This window comes from Pseudomonas putida, assembly GCF_001976065.1.
Taxonomy (GTDB): Bacteria; Pseudomonadota; Gammaproteobacteria; order Pseudomonadales; family Pseudomonadaceae; genus Aquipseudomonas; species Aquipseudomonas serbica.
Map to the genome: position 1 here is coordinate 306,440 of NZ_MNAH01000004.1, position 16,289 is coordinate 322,728.

Genomic DNA, 16,289 nt, shown 5'->3' on the forward strand with positions numbered 1-16,289 from the left:
CCGCAACCCCTGTAGGAGCTGGCTTGCCAGCGAAGGCGGCGTAACAGTCAACGAGGATGTTGAATGTCTGGGCCCCTTCGCTGGCAAGCCAGCTCCTACAAGGGTTTTGTGTGGCTTAGCGAACGCTGCTGGTGAAGCGGCTGGCGCCGGGCAACTCCAGGACGATCTCGTCGCCGACATTCAGCGGGCCGACGCCCACTGGCGTGCCGGTAAGGATCACGTCTCCGGCTTGCAGCGAGAAGCAGCCGGCCATGTGCTGGATCATCGGCACGATCGGGTTGAGCATCGCACTGCTGTTGCCATCCTGGCGAACTTCGCCATTGATGGTCAGGCGAATACCGATATCAGTCAGGTCGGCGAAGGTGCCGCCGGAAACGAACGGTGCAATCACCGCCGCGCCGTCGAAGGACTTGGCGATTTCCCAGGGCAGGCCCTTGGATTTCAGCTCGGCCTGCTTGTCGCGCAGGGTCAGGTCCAGGGCCGGGGCGAAACCGGAGATGGCGTCGAGCACTTCTTCAACGCTGGGTTTGGTCGACAAAGGCTTGCCGATCAATACCGCGATTTCCGCTTCGTAATGCACCGAGCCACGCTCGGTCGGAATGCTGAAACCGCCTTCCAGCGGCACCACACAACTGCCCGGCTTGATGAACAACAGCGGCTCAGTCGGCACCGGATTGTCCAGTTCCTTGGCGTGTTCGGCGTAGTTACGGCCGATGCACACCACTTTCCCCAACGGGAAGTGAATACGCGTACCGTCCACATACTGGTGCTGATAGCTCATTACCGACTCCTGTTTACTCAATTCAAACAGCGAAAATCTTGCCCGGGTTCATGATGCCGTTCGGGTCGAACACTGCCTTGACGGCTTTCATGTACTCGATCTCAACCGGCGAACGGCTGTAGGTCAAATAATCCCGCTTGGTCATGCCCACACCGTGTTCGGCGGAGATCGAACCGTTGTACTTCTCGACGGTTTCGAACACCCACTTGTTGACGGTGGCGCACTTGGCGAAGAAATCGTCCTTGCTCAGGTTATCCGGCTTGAGGATGTTCAAGTGCAGGTTGCCGTCGCCGATGTGGCCAAACCAGACGATTTCGAAGTCAGGGTAGTGTTCGCCGACGATCGCGTCGATTTCCTTGAGGAATGCCGGGACTTTCGACACGGTGACCGAAATGTCGTTCTTGTACGGCGTCCAGTGGGAAATGGTTTCGGAAATGTATTCGCGCAACTTCCACAGGTTCTGCAGCTGGGTTTCGCTCTGGCTCATCACGCCGTCCAGCACCCAGCCCTGCTCCACGCAGTGCTCGAAGGTTTCCAGGGCGTGGTTGGCCACTTCTTCGGTGGTGGCTTCGAATTCCAGCAGCGCGTAGAACGGGCAGTCGGTTTCGAACGGCGCCGGTACGTCGCCACGGCCCATGACCTTGGCCAGGGCCTTGTCGGAGAAGAATTCGAAGGCGGTCAGGTCGAGCTTGCTTTGGAAGGCGTGCAGCACTGGCATGATCGAGTCGAAATCGGTGGTACCCAGGACCATCGCCGTCAGGTTTTTCGGCGCGCGATCCAGGCGCATGGTCGCTTCGACCACAAAGCCGAGGGTACCTTCAGCACCGATGAACAGCTGACGCATGTCGTAGCCGGTGGCGTTCTTGATCAAGTCGCGGTTCAGCTCCAGCACGTCGCCCTTGCCCGTGACGACTTTCATGCCGGCCACCCAGTTACGGGTCATGCCGTAGCGAATGACCTTGATTCCGCCGGCATTGGTGCCGATATTGCCGCCAATCTGGCTCGAACCTGCCGAAGCGAAGTCCACCGGGTAGTACAGGCCCTTTTCTTCGGCCACGTTCTGCAGGTGCTCGGTGACCACGCCCGGCTGGCAAACGGCAGTTCGGTCGGTCAGGTTCACGTCGAGGATCTGGTTCATGTAGTCGAAGGACACGACCACTTCGCCATTGGCCGCTACCGCAGCGGCGGAAAGGCCGGTGCGACCACCGGAAGGCACCAGCGCCACCTTGTGTTTATTGGCCCACAGGACAATGGCCTGGACCTGTTCGGTGGTCTTGGGGAACACGATGGCGGTCGGGGCCGGAGCGAAATGCTTGGTCCAATCCTTACCGTAGGCATTCAGGGAGTCGGCATCGGTCAGCACCTTGCCAGGCTCAACCAGGGTCTTCAGCTCTTCAATCAGGGCAGGATTGGTCATCGACAGAACTCTCGAACAATTCATGGTCATCCTGAGAACGCTTCACGTCGCAGGAATGAGTGTTTAGCGGGGTGCATATGCTAGCATACCGACCCCGCAGCATAGTGCCCAAGGGCTGTTCTGCGGTGACGGCTTTCCTGCCGTGCGGGTCAGCTCCGGGCTGCTCCCTTTCCTGCCATTTTTCTCCGGGATACAGGTTTACGCAGATGAGCAAGACTTCTCTCGATAAGAGCAAGATCAAGTTCCTTCTTCTCGAAGGCGTCCACCAATCGGCTGTCGACGTCCTCAAGGCGGCGGGCTACACCAGCATCGAGTACCTCACAGGTTCTCTGCCGGAAGCCCAGCTCAAGGAAAAGATCGCTGATGCTCACTTCATCGGCATTCGCTCGCGCACTCAACTGACCGAAGAGATCTTCGATCACGCGAAGAAGCTGGTGGCTGTCGGCTGTTTCTGCATCGGCACCAACCAGGTCGACCTGAGCGCTGCCCGCGAGCGCGGTATCGCCGTGTTCAACGCGCCGTACTCCAACACCCGCTCCGTTGCCGAGCTGGTGCTGGCCGAAGCGATCCTGTTGCTGCGCGGTATCCCTGAGAAGAACGCCTCCTGCCACCGTGGCGGCTGGATCAAGAGCGCGGCCAACTCCTTCGAGATCCGCGGCAAGAAGCTGGGCATCGTCGGCTACGGCTCGATCGGCACCCAACTGTCGGTCCTGGCCGAAGGCCTGGGCATGCAGGTGTACTTCTATGACACCGTGACCAAGCTGCCACTGGGTAACGCCACCCAGGTCGGCAACCTGCACGAACTGCTGGGCATGTCCGACATCGTGACCCTGCACGTACCGGAAACCGCTGCTACCCAGTGGATGATCGGCGAGAAGGAAATCCGTGCCATCAAGAAGGGCGGCATCCTGATCAACGCCGCACGCGGCACCGTGGTCGAACTGGACGCCCTGGCGGACGCGATCAAGGACAAGCACCTGATCGGCGCGGCCATCGACGTGTTCCCGGTGGAGCCACGCTCCAACGACGAAGAGTTCGAAAGCCCGCTGCGTGGCCTGGACAACGTTATCCTGACCCCGCACATCGGTGGTTCCACCGCCGAGGCGCAGGCCAACATCGGCCTGGAAGTGGCTGAGAAGCTGGTCAAGTACAGCGACAACGGTACCTCGGTATCGTCGGTGAACTTCCCGGAAGTGGCCCTGCCGGCTCACCCTGGCAAGCACCGCTTGCTGCACATCCACGAGAACATCCCGGGTGTGATGAGCGAGATCAACAAGGTCTTCGCCGAAAACGGCATCAACATCTCCGGTCAGTTCCTGCAGACCAACGAGAAAGTCGGCTACGTGGTCATCGACGTAGACGCCGAGTACTCGGACCTGGCGCAACAGAAACTGCAACACGTCAACGGCACCATCCGTAGCCGTGTGCTGTTCTAAGAACAGCTGGCAGCATTGAAAAAGGGAGCCCCTGCCAAGGGGCTCCCTTTTTTTATTTCACGTTGACGGTAATCTTCTCCGATACGATTGGCGGATCGAAGGGCATGTGGCCGCTGTCGCCCAGCTCCAGCTGCAAGGTATGCTTGCCCGGTGTCAGTGTTACTTCAGCCTGGGTCTGCGCCTTGCCGAAGTGCAGGTGGTTGGCATCGTTGGGGATCGGCTGGCCGGCTGCCGGCAGTTCATCGACATCGATCAACAGGTGGTGGTGACCGGTGTTCTTGGTGACATCACCCGCTGGCGCCAGCGAAATATCCTTGACGGCGAACTTGACCACGACAGTCTGCGGTACCGTTGCACCGTCTGCCGGAGAAACGATGGACACTTCAGCGCCCTTGGGCGCTGGCGTTGCAGCACTGGCCAGCACTGAAACGCCCATCAGCAGGCCAGCGAAAGCAGCACGTGACATAAAGGTTTTCATTCTCTTCTCCAGTTTTTCCGTAAAATTCACGTGACCATCACAACTTCATGGTCAATCGTTGTCGAAGGCACTCGACAACCATAGCAAAGCGAGCCTGATCCAGAGCGTCGCGATAATGATTTCAAAGGAGTGACCATGCGTTTTCTGCCTGGCCTGATCTGCCTGCTACCCCTTTTGAGCCCATTGGCTCATGCCGAACTGATTGATGACGTGAACGACCGCGGTGAATTGCGCATTGCCCTTGAGGCTAATACACCGCCGTTCAACTTCAAGAAAGACGACAGCCTTACCGGCTTCGAAGTCGAATTGGGACAAATGCTGGCCAACGAACTGGAAGTGCGTGCCGACTTTGTCGTCACGGACGCCAGTGATCTGCTAGCCGGCGTGGAAAGCGGCAAGTACGACGTCGCCATCAACCACATTGCACAGACCCCGGCGCTAAAGGAACGTTTCGACTTCAGCGAAACTTACCTGCAAACCAAAGCGCAATTGATCGCGCAGAAAGACGAGCCGCAATCAATCCTGCTGGTGCAGTCGCTGACGGAACAAAAGCCGAAAGCCAACCCGGTCGTCAACCTGGCGATTCCGTTTCAGAAGGGTAACCCGGCGTTTCACGCCAGCCTGGAAAGCGCGTTGCAGCGGATCAAGGACGATGGCCGCCTGCAGGCGCTGGAGCAGAAATGGTTTGGGGCGGAATCGGGGGCGACACCCAAGCCCTGAATTCGCGCAATAACCCTGTGGGAGCGGGCTTACTCGCGAAAGCGGTGTGTCAGGCCATATGATTGTCGGCTGACACTACGCCTTCGCGAGCAAGCCCGCTCCCACATTGGTCCTGTGTTGGTAGTTAGTCGAGTGCTGCCAAGGATTCAGCAGCTTCGGCCAGTTCCAGCTCGCTGAAGACCTGGACGCCATGGCGCTTGAGCAGCGCCGCCGTCACACCCTCGCCACTGACCTTCACCCCACTGAAGGTCCCGTCATAGGTCAGCAGATTGCCGCAGGATGGGCTGTTGGCCTTGAGCACGGCTACGCGAATGCCGTGCCGTTGCACCAGCTCCAGCGCCTGACAAGCCCCGGACAGAAACTGCGCGCTGACATCCTCGCCCTCGGTGGTGATCACCGACGCCTGCCCGTCCAGCACTTCACCACCCTGCCCACCCGGAATTTCCGCTGCTGCCCGCGGCGTTGGCAGGCCACCGGCGACTTCCGGGCACAACGGCACGACCCGACCTTCGTCGAACCACTGCTGCAATAGATCGAACGGCCCACTGGCCCCACCGTCATAACGTACGCGGTGCCCCAGCAGGCAGCGGCTTACCAGTATTTTCTGCATGTTTAGAACGGCTCGTTGCCGCGACGCCGAAACCAGCCGGTCAACGACAGGCGCTCACGGTTCGCAGGCAGGACTTCATGGGGGACCTCCCCCGACAGGAACACCACCAGGCATCCACCGACGGGGTCCACATCGTATTGCGCGTCTTCGTCCAGGTACATACGCAACTGACCGCCATGTTCAGGCAGCCAGGACTCATTGAGGTAAACCACAGCCGACACCATGCGCCGGTCGTCGTCACGAAAACGGTCGACGTGCTTGAGGTAAAAAGCCCCGGGCGGGTACATCGCGAAATGGCTCTCGAAATCCTCCAGCCCCAGGAACAGGCCACGGTTCAACGCCTCGCGCAGGCTGTCCATCAATCCAAGATAGCTGTCGCAGACCTCGGCCTGGCCGGGCTCGATCCACTGGATATGATCGCCCCGAATCCCCTCGCGGATCTCCGACGTCGGCCCTCGTCCCACGGCGGCCGGGGCCAGTTCACCCTCGGCCGCACGTTTACGGCACTCGGCAGCCAGTGCTCGGGTCAGATCCTGAGACAGGAAAATATTCTGCTGCGACCAACCGCTGGCGGCCAGGTCATCGACGATTCGTAACAGCAGCGGGTGATCAGAAGGTATTTGCATGGCGCGCATAGTATTCCTGCGCCTGGAAATCCGACAGAGCCACGCAGCGGGTTGATACGAATTCTCGACAAGACGGTATGCCACACGGAGAATAGTCGCCTGCCGACAGGAGTCCCTATGCGCCGTTTGCTTTTCTCCCTGCTGATGCTCTGTGTTATGCCCGCCTGGGCAGACGGCCACGACCAACTGTACAAGGTCGCCGGCTGGCCGGAACAACGCGCGCATTTCAACGACGCCCTCTCTGCCGCCCAACAGCGCTACCAAAGCAGCCTGCCCCCCGCGGTGTTCCAGGCGCTGGTCGACAACAGCAATCAACGTTTCGCGCCCAATGCCGTGGACCAACGTGCCGAAGCGCAGTTGCGCAAGAACCTCGCCGACCCGAAACCGGCGCTGACGTTCTTTCAATCGCCGCTGGGCAAGAAGATCGTCGCCGCTGAATTGCTCGCCACCCGCCGCGATCAACTGGCGAAAAATGCCAAGGGTTTGCCGAAGATGCAGGCCAGCGACAGCCGCCTGCTGATCATCGGCCACCTGGCCCAGGCCCTGCCGGCGCGCGAGGCCGGCGCCGAAGTCAGCCTGGCGATTGCCGGTGTCGCGGCCGACAGCCTCAGCTCGATGATTCCGGGGCTGCTCGGTGCAGGACAAGCCCAAGGCATGTTGAACGGGCAGCGCCAGCGCCTGATGGAGCAAATCGGCAGCGACCTGAACAACACGCTGCTGTACGTCTATCGCGATCTGTCGGATGAGGAACTGGAAGAGTTCGCCACCTTTGCCGAGTCAGCCGAAGGCAAGGCTTACTACCAGGCGGCGCTGGCGGCGATTCGGGCGGGGTTGGCGGTCGGGCAGAGTACTTCGAACCTGACCCAATAATCCTCGGCGTCTGAACGGACGCCTTCGCGGGCAAGCCCGCTCCCACAGTGATCGGCATATACCTGCAACTTTGTGATCACCGCAAACCTTGTGGGAGCGTGTTTGCCCGCGAAGAGGCCGGAACTGTCGCTAGAGATTCCGTCCCTTGATCCGCTTGCTCAAGAACCCGAAATACTCCCCGCGCAACACCAACGTCTCATTCGCCAGATGATGCCGCGCCTCGGGCAGCATCAATATCTGCGGCCGATCGAACTTGCCCCGCAGGACCTCAAGGTTGTGCTGCCAGTCCACGGTCATGTCTGCCTGCCCCTGCACGATGAGTGGTCGGCGCGCGCTTGCCGGCGCCGCTTCTACCCGCTTGATCCAGCGCGCCAATGCTCCCACCCAAGCCGTCGGCAGGCGTAGTGGCTGCAAGGGGTCAGCTTGCAGAAACGGCAGAAAGGCCGGGTCGCCGGAGTTTTCGCTGAAGCGCCGGGCAATGGCTTTGACAAAAGGCCTGAGCAGGTAATAACTCATTTGCGACCAACCCCATGCCCGCGGCCGCACCAGCGGCGCCAACAGGATCACCTGGCCCTGGGCCGGACTGCTCGCCCCGGCATTGAGCACATGATCGACCACGATCGCGCCCCCCGTGCTTTGCCCGCACAGGTGCCACGGCTGCGGCAGATCGAGGGACAATGCTTCGGCAAACAACCCTTGCAGCGTGTCCTGATACTCGGCGAAGTCCTTGATGCTTGCCCGCTCGCCGCTCGACAGCCCATGACCCGGCAAGTCGCAGGCAATCACGGCAAAACCTTGCTCCAGCGCCCACCCGATCACATGCCGGTAGAGACCGGTGTGGTCGTAAAACCCGTGAAAGACAAACAGCGTCGCTTTTACCTGCTCTGGCCACCAGACCTGGCTGACCACCTCATAACCATCGACCTGAAAACATCCCAGGCGGCTGCGTACATTGCGCGTCGAGAAATCCAGCCCATAAAACTGCTGGTAGGCCTGCGCCTCCGCTGACAAGGGCAGCCCCTGCGCCAGCGGCCGCAGGCTGGCACGCAGATGATCGGGGTCGAAGGTCACTGACATGGGCATTCCAGAGCACGAAACGGACTTTATGGACCTGCGATATTCATCTGTCGCGGCAAGCATGGCAAGCTAGCCGATCCTCAAGGAGTGAACCCATGCGATCGCCCTATCGCGCAGCCCTGCTCGCCAGCCTGCTTGCCCTCGTGTGCGCCGCAGTGCTGTGGGCCGCCTACGATTGGTTTCAGGGGCGCTATCTGCGGGCATTCAGCGAGCACACGGCCATGTTCTCCGGCGATCCGCTGCGCCTGCCCGACAACGTGGCCGGTCCTGGCGCCGTCCGTCTCGTGCACTTTTGGGACCCGGCCTGCCCGTGCAACGTCGGCAACCAGCAACACCTCAGCGAACTGGTTGAGCTGTATGAGCCCCAGGGCGTGGAGTTTTTTGCCGTGCAAAAGCCGGGCAGCCACGGTCAGTTGCCAGGCAACCTGAACAGGTTGAAACCCATCGACGTCCTGCCCGGCTCCGAACAGATCCCCGCCAGCCCCGCCGTGGCAATTTGGGATCGCGCCGGCAAACTCGCGTACTTCGGGCCCTACAGCGAAGGCCTGACCTGCAATTCCAGCAACAGCTTTATCGAGCCGATCCTGCAAGCGCTGAACGAAGGCCGTGAAGTCAGTGCCACCCACACACTGGCCGTGGGGTGTTACTGCCCTTGGCCTGTCGCCCCTACGAAGTAACGCAGACAGCAGACGAGAATCCCTCCTACGGGCGATGGGCCAAACCGGGCTTGTCGTGTTAAACAGTCTCGCCAGGGAATTGCTGTCACCGATAACAATAAGGAGTCACCATGAAACGTAGCCTGACTGCGCTCGGTTTGCTGATCGTCGCGCTCGCCGCAGGAGCCGGCTGGTATGTCTACAGCAAGCAGCCGTCACGCCAGGGCATGGTGGAACTGCAGCACCTGCAAGGTTCGGTCACCGTGCGTTATGACGAGCGCGGCATCCCGCATATCCGTGCCGACAACGAAACCGACCTGTACCGCGCCCTCGGTTATGTCCACGCCCAGGACCGGTTGTTCCAGATGGAGGTGCTGCGTCGCCTCGCCCGTGGCGAACTGGCCGAGGTGCTCGGGCCGAAACTGCTCGACACCGACAAGCTGATGCGCAGCCTGCGCATTCGCGAACGTGCCGAATCCTACGTGGCGAACCTGGACAAGCAATCGCCTGCCTTCGTCGCCCTGCAGGCCTACCTGGACGGTATCAACCAGTACCAGGACAGCCACGCCAAACCGGTAGAGTTCGATGTGCTGGGCATCAACAAACGCCCGTTCACGGCGCAGGACACCGTCAGCATCGCCGGTTACATGGCCTACAGTTTTGCCATGGCGTTTCGCACCGAACCGTTGCTGACCTACGTGCGCGATCAATTGGGTGCCAACTACCTGAACGTCTTCGATCTCGACTGGCAGCCCAAGGGCGTGCTGGCAAACCGTAACAATAATGCCCCGCCCCCCCTCGCCAGCGCCGACTGGAAAGACCTCAACGCCCTCGCCCGCCTGAGCGAGCAGGCCCTGGCCGACAATGGCCTGCCACAGTTCGAGGGCAGCAATGCCTGGGTGGTGGCCGGCAACCGCACCAAAAGCGGCAAGCCGCTGCTGGCCGGTGACCCGCACATCCGTTTTTCCGCGCCGTCGGTGTGGTACGAAGCGCAGCTCTCGGCGCCGGGTTTCGAGCTCTATGGCCACTACCAGGCCTTGATGCCGTTCGCGTCCCTGGGCATGAACGGTGACTTCGGCTGGAGCATCACCATGTTCCAGAACGACGACCTCGACCTGATCGCCGCAAAGCTCAATCCGGATAATCCCAACCAGGTCTGGTACCGCGGCCAGTGGGTGGACATGATCAGCAGCGAACAGCAGATCGCGGTCAAGGGCCAGGCGCCGGTGACACTGACGCTGCGCCAGTCACCCCACGGTCCGATCGTCAATGATGCGCTGGGCAACGTCGGCGGCAAGACGCCGATCGCCATGTGGTGGGGGTTTCTCGAAAGCCAGAATCCGATTATCGAAGGCTTCTACCAGCTCAACCGGGCCGACACCCTGGCCAAGGCCCGTAGCGCCGCCGCCAAGGTCCAGGCGCCCGGCCTGAACATCGTCTGGGCCAACGCCAAAGGCGACATCGGCTGGTGGGCCGCGGCGCAACTGCCCAAGCGCCCTGCCGGGGTGCGCCCGTGGTTCATTCTGGATGGCAGCACCAGCGACGCCGACAAGGACGGTTTCTACCCGTTCAGCGCCAACCCCCAGGAAGAGAATCCGGCGCGGGGCTATATCGTCTCGGCCAACTTCCAGCCATTGTCGCCGACGGGGATGGAGATCCCCGGTTACTACAACCTCGCCGATCGCGGCCAGCAACTCGATCGACAGCTCAGCGACAAGAACATCAAGTGGGACCTGGAAAGCAGCCAAGGGCTGCAACTGGGCACCACTACCGCCTATGGCACGCGTCTGTTGGCGCCACTGCTACCGACGTTGCGCGAAGTGGTCAGCGATCCTGCAGAGCTCAAGCTGGTGGAGCAGTTGTCCCAGTGGAAGGGCGACTACCCGCTCGACTCCACCAGCGCCACCCTGTTCAACCAGTTGCTGTTTAACCTGGCCGAGGCGGCGATGCACGATGAACTGGACAATGACTTCTTCGAAACGATGCTCTCGACCCGTGTGATCGATGCCGCACTGCCGCGCCTGGCGGCGACGGCGGATTCGCCCTGGTGGGACAACCGCAATACCCCCGGCAAGGAAACCCGCGCCGATACCGTCAAGGCTGCGTGGCAGGCCAGCATCGCCCACCTCAAGGCCACGTTGGGTGCCGATGCCTCGCAATGGCAATGGGGCAAGGCGCACACCCTGACCCACGGCCACCCGCTGGGGCAGCAAAAGCCGCTGGACCGGCTCTTCAATGTCGGCCCCTTCGCGGCCCCTGGCGCACATGAAGTGCCGAACAACCTGACCTCCAGGATCGGCCCGGCACCGTGGCCGGTCACGTATGGCCCATCGACCCGGCGCCTGATCGACTTCGCCGATCCCGCCCACAGCCTGACGGTCAACCCGGTCGGCCAGAGCGGCGTGCTGTTCGACAAGCACTTTGACGATCAGGCCGAGGCGTATATCGAGGGGATTTATTTCCAGGCGCATCTCAATGATGAAGAGGTGACGGCCAATACGCGCAGTACCTTGAAGCTTCTGCCGGCGCGTAGTGCTCAATAGATTTTTGTTGTCCGGGCTGACGCCTTCGCGAGCAAGCCCGCTCCCACATTGGAATGCATTTCAGATGTGGGAGCGGGCTTGCTCGCGAAGAGGCCCTCACAGGCAACATCAATGACAGCTCAAACCACCGCCGCAAAATGCTGCCTGAACTGCTGCGGCGTCACCCCCAGCCTGCGGTTGAACACGCTGCGCATGTGCTGGGCATCGCGGAATCCGCACTGATAGGCCACGGTCTTGAGGGGCGCCAGGGTGCTTTCCAGCAGCACCCGCGCCGCATCCACCCGCGCCCGCTCGACAAACTCGGCCGGGGTGATTTTCGCTTCCCTGGCAAACACGCGGGAAAAGTTGCGTGCACTCATGTTGGCGGCATTGGCCAGGTCGGCGATGGTCAGGTCGCCGGTCAAGTTCGCCAACACGTAATGCTGAACCATTGCCACGGCAGAGGTGGGTTCCGCGTGAGGCGTTAGAAACGGGCTGAACTGTGACTGCCCGCCCGAGCGCTGGGTGAACACCACCAGTCGTTTTGCCACGCTCAAGGCCACGTCCGGCCCGTGATCGCGCCCCAGCAGATACAGCGACAGATCGATCCCGGCCGTTACTCCCGCCGAGGTGAACAGCTCGCCGTCCTGAACGTAAAGCCGATCGGCCTCCACTTGGGTTGCCGGACACAGCTCAGCCAATGCAGTGGCATCGCCCCAATGGGTGGTCACGGTTCGCCCTTCCAGCAATCCTGCCCGGGCGAGCATGAACGCGCCATTGCAGATCGAACCAAAACGCTGCGCCCGCGCGCTGGCATCGCGCAGCCAGGCATCAAACGCAGCGCCGAAGGCCATGAAGGGCAATTGCGGTCCACCGGCCACCAGTAGCAAGTCATAAGGCTCCAGCGCTTCGCTGAAATGCCGGTGGGCGTTCAGCGCCAAACCATTGGAGCACGTCATCACCCCGCGCTCCACGCCAATGACCTCGAGCCGGTAGTGATGCTCGGGGGCGAGGAAGCGGTTGGCTTCGGAAAACACATCCATGGGGCCGGTGACATCCAGCGATTGGACGCCGGTGAAGACCACGATGGCGACGGTTTTCTGCATGGCTCAAATACACCTTCAACATTGAAAGAGATCACTCGCCACCCTATCCAAACGACGTCCAACAAGCGAGGTTGGCACGATATGCATGCTCATTGGCAAGGATCGCAGCCATGGATCGATTGTTCCGTTTGCGGGCCGCGAACAGACTTTAACCCTCAGCGCCGCCCCGGCGCTTACCTTGAGGAAAAGCCCATGAGCACCACCATCGCCGGCATCAAGATCCCCGACAGCGCCTTGGCCAAAGCAACCACCGAATACATCCGCGACATCGAATCCGACCTGCTCTATCACCACTCGCGCCGGGTGTTTCTGTTCGGCGCGCTGAGCGGCGAGCGCAAGCAACTGGCCTACAACCCGGAGCTACTGTATGTAGGCGCGATGTTCCATGACCTGGGCCTGATGGAAGGTTATCGCAGCGACAACGAACGTTTCGAAGTCGACGGCGCCAACGCGGCAGCGGCGTTTCTCAAGCCTTACGGGTTGAGCGATGACGACATCGAGCAGGTCTGGCTGTCGATCGCGCTGCACACTACGCCGGGCGTGCCGCAACACCTGCGGCCGACCGTGGCGCTGGTGACCGCAGGTGTTGAAATGGACGTGTTGGGTATGGACTACGCGGCGTTTTCCACCGTGCAGCGTGAGGCGGTGGTGCATGCGCATCCACGGGGCGAAGGGTTCAAGGAGTGCATCATCTGCGCCTTTGCCGACGGCTTGCGCCATCGTCCGCAGACCACGTTCGGCAATGTGAAGACCGATGTATTGATGGATCAGGAGCCGGGGTTCAAGCCGATGAACTTTGTCGAGGTCATCCGCAAATCGCCTTGGGTGGCGTGAACGCCAAAAAAACCTGTGGGAGCGGGCTTGCTCGCGAAGGGGTCGCGTCAGTCAATAGAGATGTCGACTGACACACCGCTTTCGCGAGCAAGCCCGCTCCCACATGAGATCCCGGTTGACCATGATTCTGCGGCCAACCGGTCGAGACTTACGCTGCTTCCGGCTGCGCGCGACGCACGTCCGGTTGCTTCCACGAATCGGCTGCGCTTTCTTCGATGGCTTGCTGGATCGCACGCTTGCGCGCTTCTTCGGCGCGACGGCTGAAGAACCAGACCAGGAAGGTCATCAGCGATACCGCCAGCAGGATCAGACTGGCCACGGCGTTGATTTCCGGTTTCACGCCCAGGCGCACCGCCGAGAACACTTCCATCGGCAAGGTGGTGGAACCCGGGCCCGAGACGAAGCTCGCCAGTACCAGGTCATCCAGCGACAGGGCAAACGACATCATGCCGCCGGCGCCCAGGGAGGGTGCGATCATCGGGATGGTGATCAGGAAGAACACCTTCCACGGCCGCGCACCCAGGTCCATGGCCGCTTCTTCGATGGACAGGTCCAGTTCACGCAAGCGCGCCGACACCACCACCGCCACATACGCCGCACAGAACGTGGTGTGGGCGATCCAGATGGTGACGACGCCACGCTCTTGTGGCCAGCCGATCATCTGCGCCATGGCCACGAACAGCAGCAACAGCGACAGACCGGTGATCACCTCAGGCATTACCAGTGGCGCTGTCACCAGGCCACCGAACAGGGTGCGACCCTTGAAGTGGGTGATCCGGGTCAGCACGAACGCCGCCAGCGTACCCAGCGCCACCGCGGCAATCGCCGTGTAGCAGGCGATTTCCAGCGAGCGCACCACCGAACCCATCAGTTGGGTGTTGTCCATCAGGCCGACGTACCACTTGATCGACCAGCCGCCCCACACCGTCACCAGTTTCGAGGCGTTGAACGAGTAGATCACCAGGATCAGCATCGGCGCGTAGATGAACAGCAATCCCGCGACCAGCATGAAACTCGAGAAACGGAAGCGCTTCATTCCTTGCCCTCCATCTCTTTGGCCTGGCTACGGTTGAACAGGATGATCGGCACGATCAGGATCGCCAGCATCACCACCGCCAGGGCGGATGCCACCGGCCAGTCACGGTTGTTGAAGAATTCTTGCCAGAGCACTTTACCGATCATCAGGGTCTCCGGACCGCCGAGCAGTTCCGGGATCACGAACTCACCCACGACCGGGATGAACACCAGCATGCAGCCGGCGATGATGCCGTTCTTGGACAGCGGAATGGTGATCTTCCAGAAGCTGTTGAAGGTGCTCGAACCCAAGTCGGACGCGGCTTCCAGCAGACTGTTGTCGTGCTTCACCAGGTTGGCGTACAGCGGCAGGATCATGAACGGCAGATAGGAGTAGACGACACCGATGTAGACCGCGAGGTTGGTGTTGAGGATCTGCAGCGGCTCGTCGATCCAGCCCATGGTCATCAGGAAACCGTTGAGCAGGCCGTTGTTGCTGAGGATGCCCATCCACGCATAGACGCGGATCAGGATCGCGGTCCAGGTCGGCATCATGATCAGCAGCACCAGCACCGTTTGCATCTCTTTGCGGGCACTGGCAATGGCGTAGGCCATCGGGTAGCCGATCACCAGGCAGAGGATGGTGCTGATCAGCGCCATCTTCAACGAGCCGAGGTAGGCGGCGATGTACAGCTCGTCGTCGCCGAGCATCGCGTAGTTGCCAAGGTTCAGCAACAGCTGCAGCTTCTGTTCGGCGTAGCTGTAGATCTCGGTGTACGGCGGAATGGCCACGTCGGCTTCGGCGAAGCTGATCTTCAGGACGATGAAGAACGGCAGCATGAAGAACAGGAACAGCCAGATGAAAGGAACCCCGATGACCAGCTGGCGGCCACCGGGAATTATTCGATTGAGGCGGCGTTTGAATTTGCGCATGTTCATGAGCGAAGTACCACGCCGCTATCGTCTTCCCAATACACGTAGACCTGGTCACCCCAGGTCGGCCGCTGGCCACGGCGCTCGGCGTTGGCGACGAACGACTGGACGATCTTGCCGCTCGGCAATTCGACGTAGAACACCGAGTGACCACCCAGGTAGGCGATGTCATGGACCTTGCCGCTGGACCAGTTGTATTCGCAGGTCGGCATGGTCGGGGTGACGAGCAGTTTCTCCGGACGGATCGCGTAGGTCACGGACTTGTCCTGCACCGAAGTGCTGATGCCGTGGCCGACATAGATCTTGCGGTCAAGGTCCTTGCAGGTGATGATCGCGTGGCCCTCGGCATCGTCGATCACTTCTCCGTCGAAGATGTTGACGTTGCCGATGAACTCGCAGACCAGGCGGCTGGTCGGGGTTTCGTAGATGTCGATCGGGCTACCGATCTGGGCGATCCAACCCAGGTGCATGATCGCGATGCGCTCGGCCATGGTCATGGCCTCTTCCTGGTCGTGGGTCACCATGACGCAGGTCACACCGACGCGCTCGATGATCTCCACCAGCTCCAGCTGCATTTGCGAACGCAGTTTTTTATCCAGCGCGCCCATCGGTTCGTCGAGCAGCAGCAGCTTCGGACGCTTGGCCAGCGAACGAGCCAGGGCCACACGCTGGCGCTGGCCGCCGGACAACTGATGCGGTTTGCGCTTGGCGTACTGGCTCATCTGCACCAGCTTGAGCATGTCGGCCACGCGGGCATCGATTTCGGCGGCCGGCAGTTTGTCCTGCTTGAGGCCAAAGGCGATGTTCTGCGCCACGGTCATGTGCGGGAACAGGGCGTACGACTGGAACATCATGTTGATCGGCCGCTCGTAGGGCGGCATGTCGGTGATGTCTACGCCATCGAGGAAGATTCGCCCCTCGGTCGGTCGTTCGAAGCCGGCCAGCATGCGCAGCAAGGTGGATTTGCCCGATCCCGAACCGCCGAGCAAGGCGAAAATCTCGCCTTTCTTGATTTCCAGGGACACGTCGTCCACGGCAATCGTCTCGTCGAACTTCTTCGTGACCCGGTCGATTTTGACCAGCACCTGTTTAGGTGACTGGTCGCCCTCGAGGGCTTTCTTATAGGCGCCGGAGGCAACTGCCATTTACGAAACTCCCAGAAAAAAAGAGTGCAGTTCGCTCAAGGTGAGCCAACCTTGGATAGTTTGA

The 16,289-nt window shown here is 60.9% G+C and carries 16 protein-coding genes; 6 read left to right on the top strand and 10 right to left on the bottom strand.

Going from position 1 to position 16,289, the window contains the following annotated elements; genetic code table 11:
• Window positions 1-115: 115 nt before the first annotated feature.
• Complete coding sequence (locus BKX96_RS16635; protein WP_046818394.1) at window positions 116-781, bottom strand: fumarylacetoacetate hydrolase family protein; 666 nt, start codon at window positions 779-781, stop codon at window positions 116-118.
• 22 nt (window positions 782-803) lie between these two features.
• Window positions 804-2,198, bottom strand: a complete 1,395-nt coding sequence (locus BKX96_RS16640) for a D-2-hydroxyglutarate dehydrogenase (protein ID WP_046818395.1) — start codon at window positions 2,196-2,198, stop codon at window positions 804-806.
• A 206-nt stretch (window positions 2,199-2,404) separates the two neighbouring features.
• Between BKX96_RS16640 and serA the strand changes: the two genes are divergently transcribed.
• On the top strand, window positions 2,405-3,634 hold the full coding sequence (serA, locus tag BKX96_RS16650; protein WP_020797315.1) for a phosphoglycerate dehydrogenase: 1,230 nt from the start codon (window positions 2,405-2,407) through the stop codon (window positions 3,632-3,634).
• A 52-nt stretch (window positions 3,635-3,686) separates the two neighbouring features.
• On the opposite strand, the gene BKX96_RS16655 is transcribed toward serA, so the two are convergent.
• Window positions 3,687-4,112, bottom strand: coding sequence for a DUF4399 domain-containing protein (locus BKX96_RS16655; RefSeq protein ID WP_077184769.1), 426 nt, complete (start codon window positions 4,110-4,112; stop codon window positions 3,687-3,689).
• Window positions 4,113-4,247: 135 nt separating this feature from the next.
• On the opposite strand from BKX96_RS16655, the gene BKX96_RS16660 reads away from it, so the two are divergent.
• Window positions 4,248-4,832, top strand: a complete 585-nt coding sequence (locus BKX96_RS16660) for a transporter substrate-binding domain-containing protein (RefSeq protein WP_077184771.1) — start codon at window positions 4,248-4,250, stop codon at window positions 4,830-4,832.
• 124 nt (window positions 4,833-4,956) lie between these two features.
• On the opposite strand, the gene BKX96_RS16665 is transcribed toward BKX96_RS16660, so the two are convergent.
• Both BKX96_RS16665 and BKX96_RS16670 read right to left on the bottom strand, forming a co-directional pair.
• The gene (locus tag BKX96_RS16665; protein WP_077184773.1) at window positions 4,957-5,442 is read right to left on the bottom strand and encodes a 2-thiouracil desulfurase family protein; all 486 of its coding nucleotides are present in this window, start codon (window positions 5,440-5,442) and stop codon (window positions 4,957-4,959) included.
• A gap of 2 nt (window positions 5,443-5,444) precedes the next feature.
• A complete protein-coding gene (locus BKX96_RS16670; RefSeq protein ID WP_046818399.1) occupies window positions 5,445-6,077 on the bottom strand; it encodes a 2OG-Fe(II) oxygenase in 633 nt (210 codons plus the stop codon).
• 108 nt (window positions 6,078-6,185) lie between these two features.
• On the opposite strand from BKX96_RS16670, the gene BKX96_RS16675 reads away from it, so the two are divergent.
• Complete coding sequence (locus BKX96_RS16675; RefSeq protein WP_046818400.1) at window positions 6,186-6,938, top strand: DUF2059 domain-containing protein; 753 nt, start codon at window positions 6,186-6,188, stop codon at window positions 6,936-6,938.
• Between the two features lie 129 nt (window positions 6,939-7,067).
• Here the strand turns inward: BKX96_RS16675 and bipL are convergent, their stop codons facing one another.
• Entirely contained in the window at window positions 7,068-8,015 is a 948-nt protein-coding gene (bipL, locus tag BKX96_RS16680; protein ID WP_077184775.1) for a phospholipase BipL, read from the bottom strand.
• A 95-nt stretch (window positions 8,016-8,110) separates the two neighbouring features.
• Here bipL and BKX96_RS16685 point away from each other — a divergent pair, with 95 nt between their 5' ends.
• Together BKX96_RS16685 and BKX96_RS16690 are read left to right on the top strand one after the other, a co-directional pair.
• Complete coding sequence (locus tag BKX96_RS16685) at window positions 8,111-8,692, top strand: DUF6436 domain-containing protein (protein ID WP_046818402.1); 582 nt, start codon at window positions 8,111-8,113, stop codon at window positions 8,690-8,692.
• Window positions 8,693-8,802: 110 nt separating this feature from the next.
• Window positions 8,803-11,214, top strand: a complete 2,412-nt coding sequence (locus tag BKX96_RS16690) for a penicillin acylase family protein (RefSeq protein WP_077184778.1) — start codon at window positions 8,803-8,805, stop codon at window positions 11,212-11,214.
• Window positions 11,215-11,333: 119 nt separating this feature from the next.
• Here BKX96_RS16690 and BKX96_RS16695 read toward each other — a convergent pair whose 3' ends face one another.
• Window positions 11,334-12,299 carry a GlxA family transcriptional regulator gene (locus BKX96_RS16695; protein WP_077184780.1) on the bottom strand — a complete coding sequence of 322 codons (966 nt, stop codon included), beginning with the start codon at window positions 12,297-12,299 and terminating at the stop codon, window positions 11,334-11,336.
• Window positions 12,300-12,491: 192 nt separating this feature from the next.
• On the opposite strand from BKX96_RS16695, the gene BKX96_RS16700 reads away from it, so the two are divergent.
• Window positions 12,492-13,133 (top strand): HD domain-containing protein, encoded by a 642-nt coding sequence (locus BKX96_RS16700; protein WP_046818405.1) that lies wholly within the window; start codon window positions 12,492-12,494, stop codon window positions 13,131-13,133.
• A gap of 148 nt (window positions 13,134-13,281) precedes the next feature.
• Here the strand turns inward: BKX96_RS16700 and BKX96_RS16705 are convergent, their stop codons facing one another.
• From BKX96_RS16705 to BKX96_RS16715, 3 genes are read right to left on the bottom strand one after another with little or no spacing between them, the layout of a single operon-like run.
• Window positions 13,282-14,169, bottom strand: a complete 888-nt coding sequence (locus BKX96_RS16705) for an ABC transporter permease subunit (RefSeq protein ID WP_046818406.1) — start codon at window positions 14,167-14,169, stop codon at window positions 13,282-13,284.
• Window positions 14,166-15,086, bottom strand: coding sequence for an ABC transporter permease subunit (locus tag BKX96_RS16710; protein WP_046818407.1), 921 nt, complete (start codon window positions 15,084-15,086; stop codon window positions 14,166-14,168). Before BKX96_RS16710 ends, BKX96_RS16705 begins: the two co-directional genes overlap by 4 nt.
• Window positions 15,083-16,225, bottom strand: a complete 1,143-nt coding sequence (locus BKX96_RS16715; RefSeq protein ID WP_046818408.1) for an ABC transporter ATP-binding protein — start codon at window positions 16,223-16,225, stop codon at window positions 15,083-15,085. Before BKX96_RS16715 ends, BKX96_RS16710 begins: the two co-directional genes overlap by 4 nt.
• Window positions 16,226-16,289 lie beyond the last annotated feature (64 nt).

Coding starts and splice junctions, on each gene's coding strand:
- BKX96_RS16690 (WP_077184778.1), top strand. CDS start 8,803: ATGAAACGTAGCCTGACTGCGCTCGGTTTGCTGATCGTCGCGCTCGCC.
- BKX96_RS16640 (WP_046818395.1), bottom strand. CDS start 2,198: ATGACCAATCCTGCCCTGATTGAAGAGCTGAAGACCCTGGTTGAGCCT.
- BKX96_RS16715 (WP_046818408.1), bottom strand. CDS start 16,225: ATGGCAGTTGCCTCCGGCGCCTATAAGAAAGCCCTCGAGGGCGACCAG.
- BKX96_RS16655 (WP_077184769.1), bottom strand. CDS start 4,112: ATGAAAACCTTTATGTCACGTGCTGCTTTCGCTGGCCTGCTGATGGGC.
- BKX96_RS16710 (WP_046818407.1), bottom strand. CDS start 15,086: ATGAACATGCGCAAATTCAAACGCCGCCTCAATCGAATAATTCCCGGT.
- BKX96_RS16635 (WP_046818394.1), bottom strand. CDS start 781: ATGAGCTATCAGCACCAGTATGTGGACGGTACGCGTATTCACTTCCCG.
- serA (WP_020797315.1), top strand. CDS start 2,405: ATGAGCAAGACTTCTCTCGATAAGAGCAAGATCAAGTTCCTTCTTCTC.
- BKX96_RS16695 (WP_077184780.1), bottom strand. CDS start 12,299: ATGCAGAAAACCGTCGCCATCGTGGTCTTCACCGGCGTCCAATCGCTG.
- bipL (WP_077184775.1), bottom strand. CDS start 8,015: ATGTCAGTGACCTTCGACCCCGATCATCTGCGTGCCAGCCTGCGGCCG.
- BKX96_RS16700 (WP_046818405.1), top strand. CDS start 12,492: ATGAGCACCACCATCGCCGGCATCAAGATCCCCGACAGCGCCTTGGCC.
- BKX96_RS16665 (WP_077184773.1), bottom strand. CDS start 5,442: ATGCAGAAAATACTGGTAAGCCGCTGCCTGCTGGGGCACCGCGTACGT.
- BKX96_RS16675 (WP_046818400.1), top strand. CDS start 6,186: ATGCGCCGTTTGCTTTTCTCCCTGCTGATGCTCTGTGTTATGCCCGCC.
- BKX96_RS16685 (WP_046818402.1), top strand. CDS start 8,111: ATGCGATCGCCCTATCGCGCAGCCCTGCTCGCCAGCCTGCTTGCCCTC.
- BKX96_RS16705 (WP_046818406.1), bottom strand. CDS start 14,169: ATGAAGCGCTTCCGTTTCTCGAGTTTCATGCTGGTCGCGGGATTGCTG.
- BKX96_RS16660 (WP_077184771.1), top strand. CDS start 4,248: ATGCGTTTTCTGCCTGGCCTGATCTGCCTGCTACCCCTTTTGAGCCCA.
- BKX96_RS16670 (WP_046818399.1), bottom strand. CDS start 6,077: ATGCGCGCCATGCAAATACCTTCTGATCACCCGCTGCTGTTACGAATC.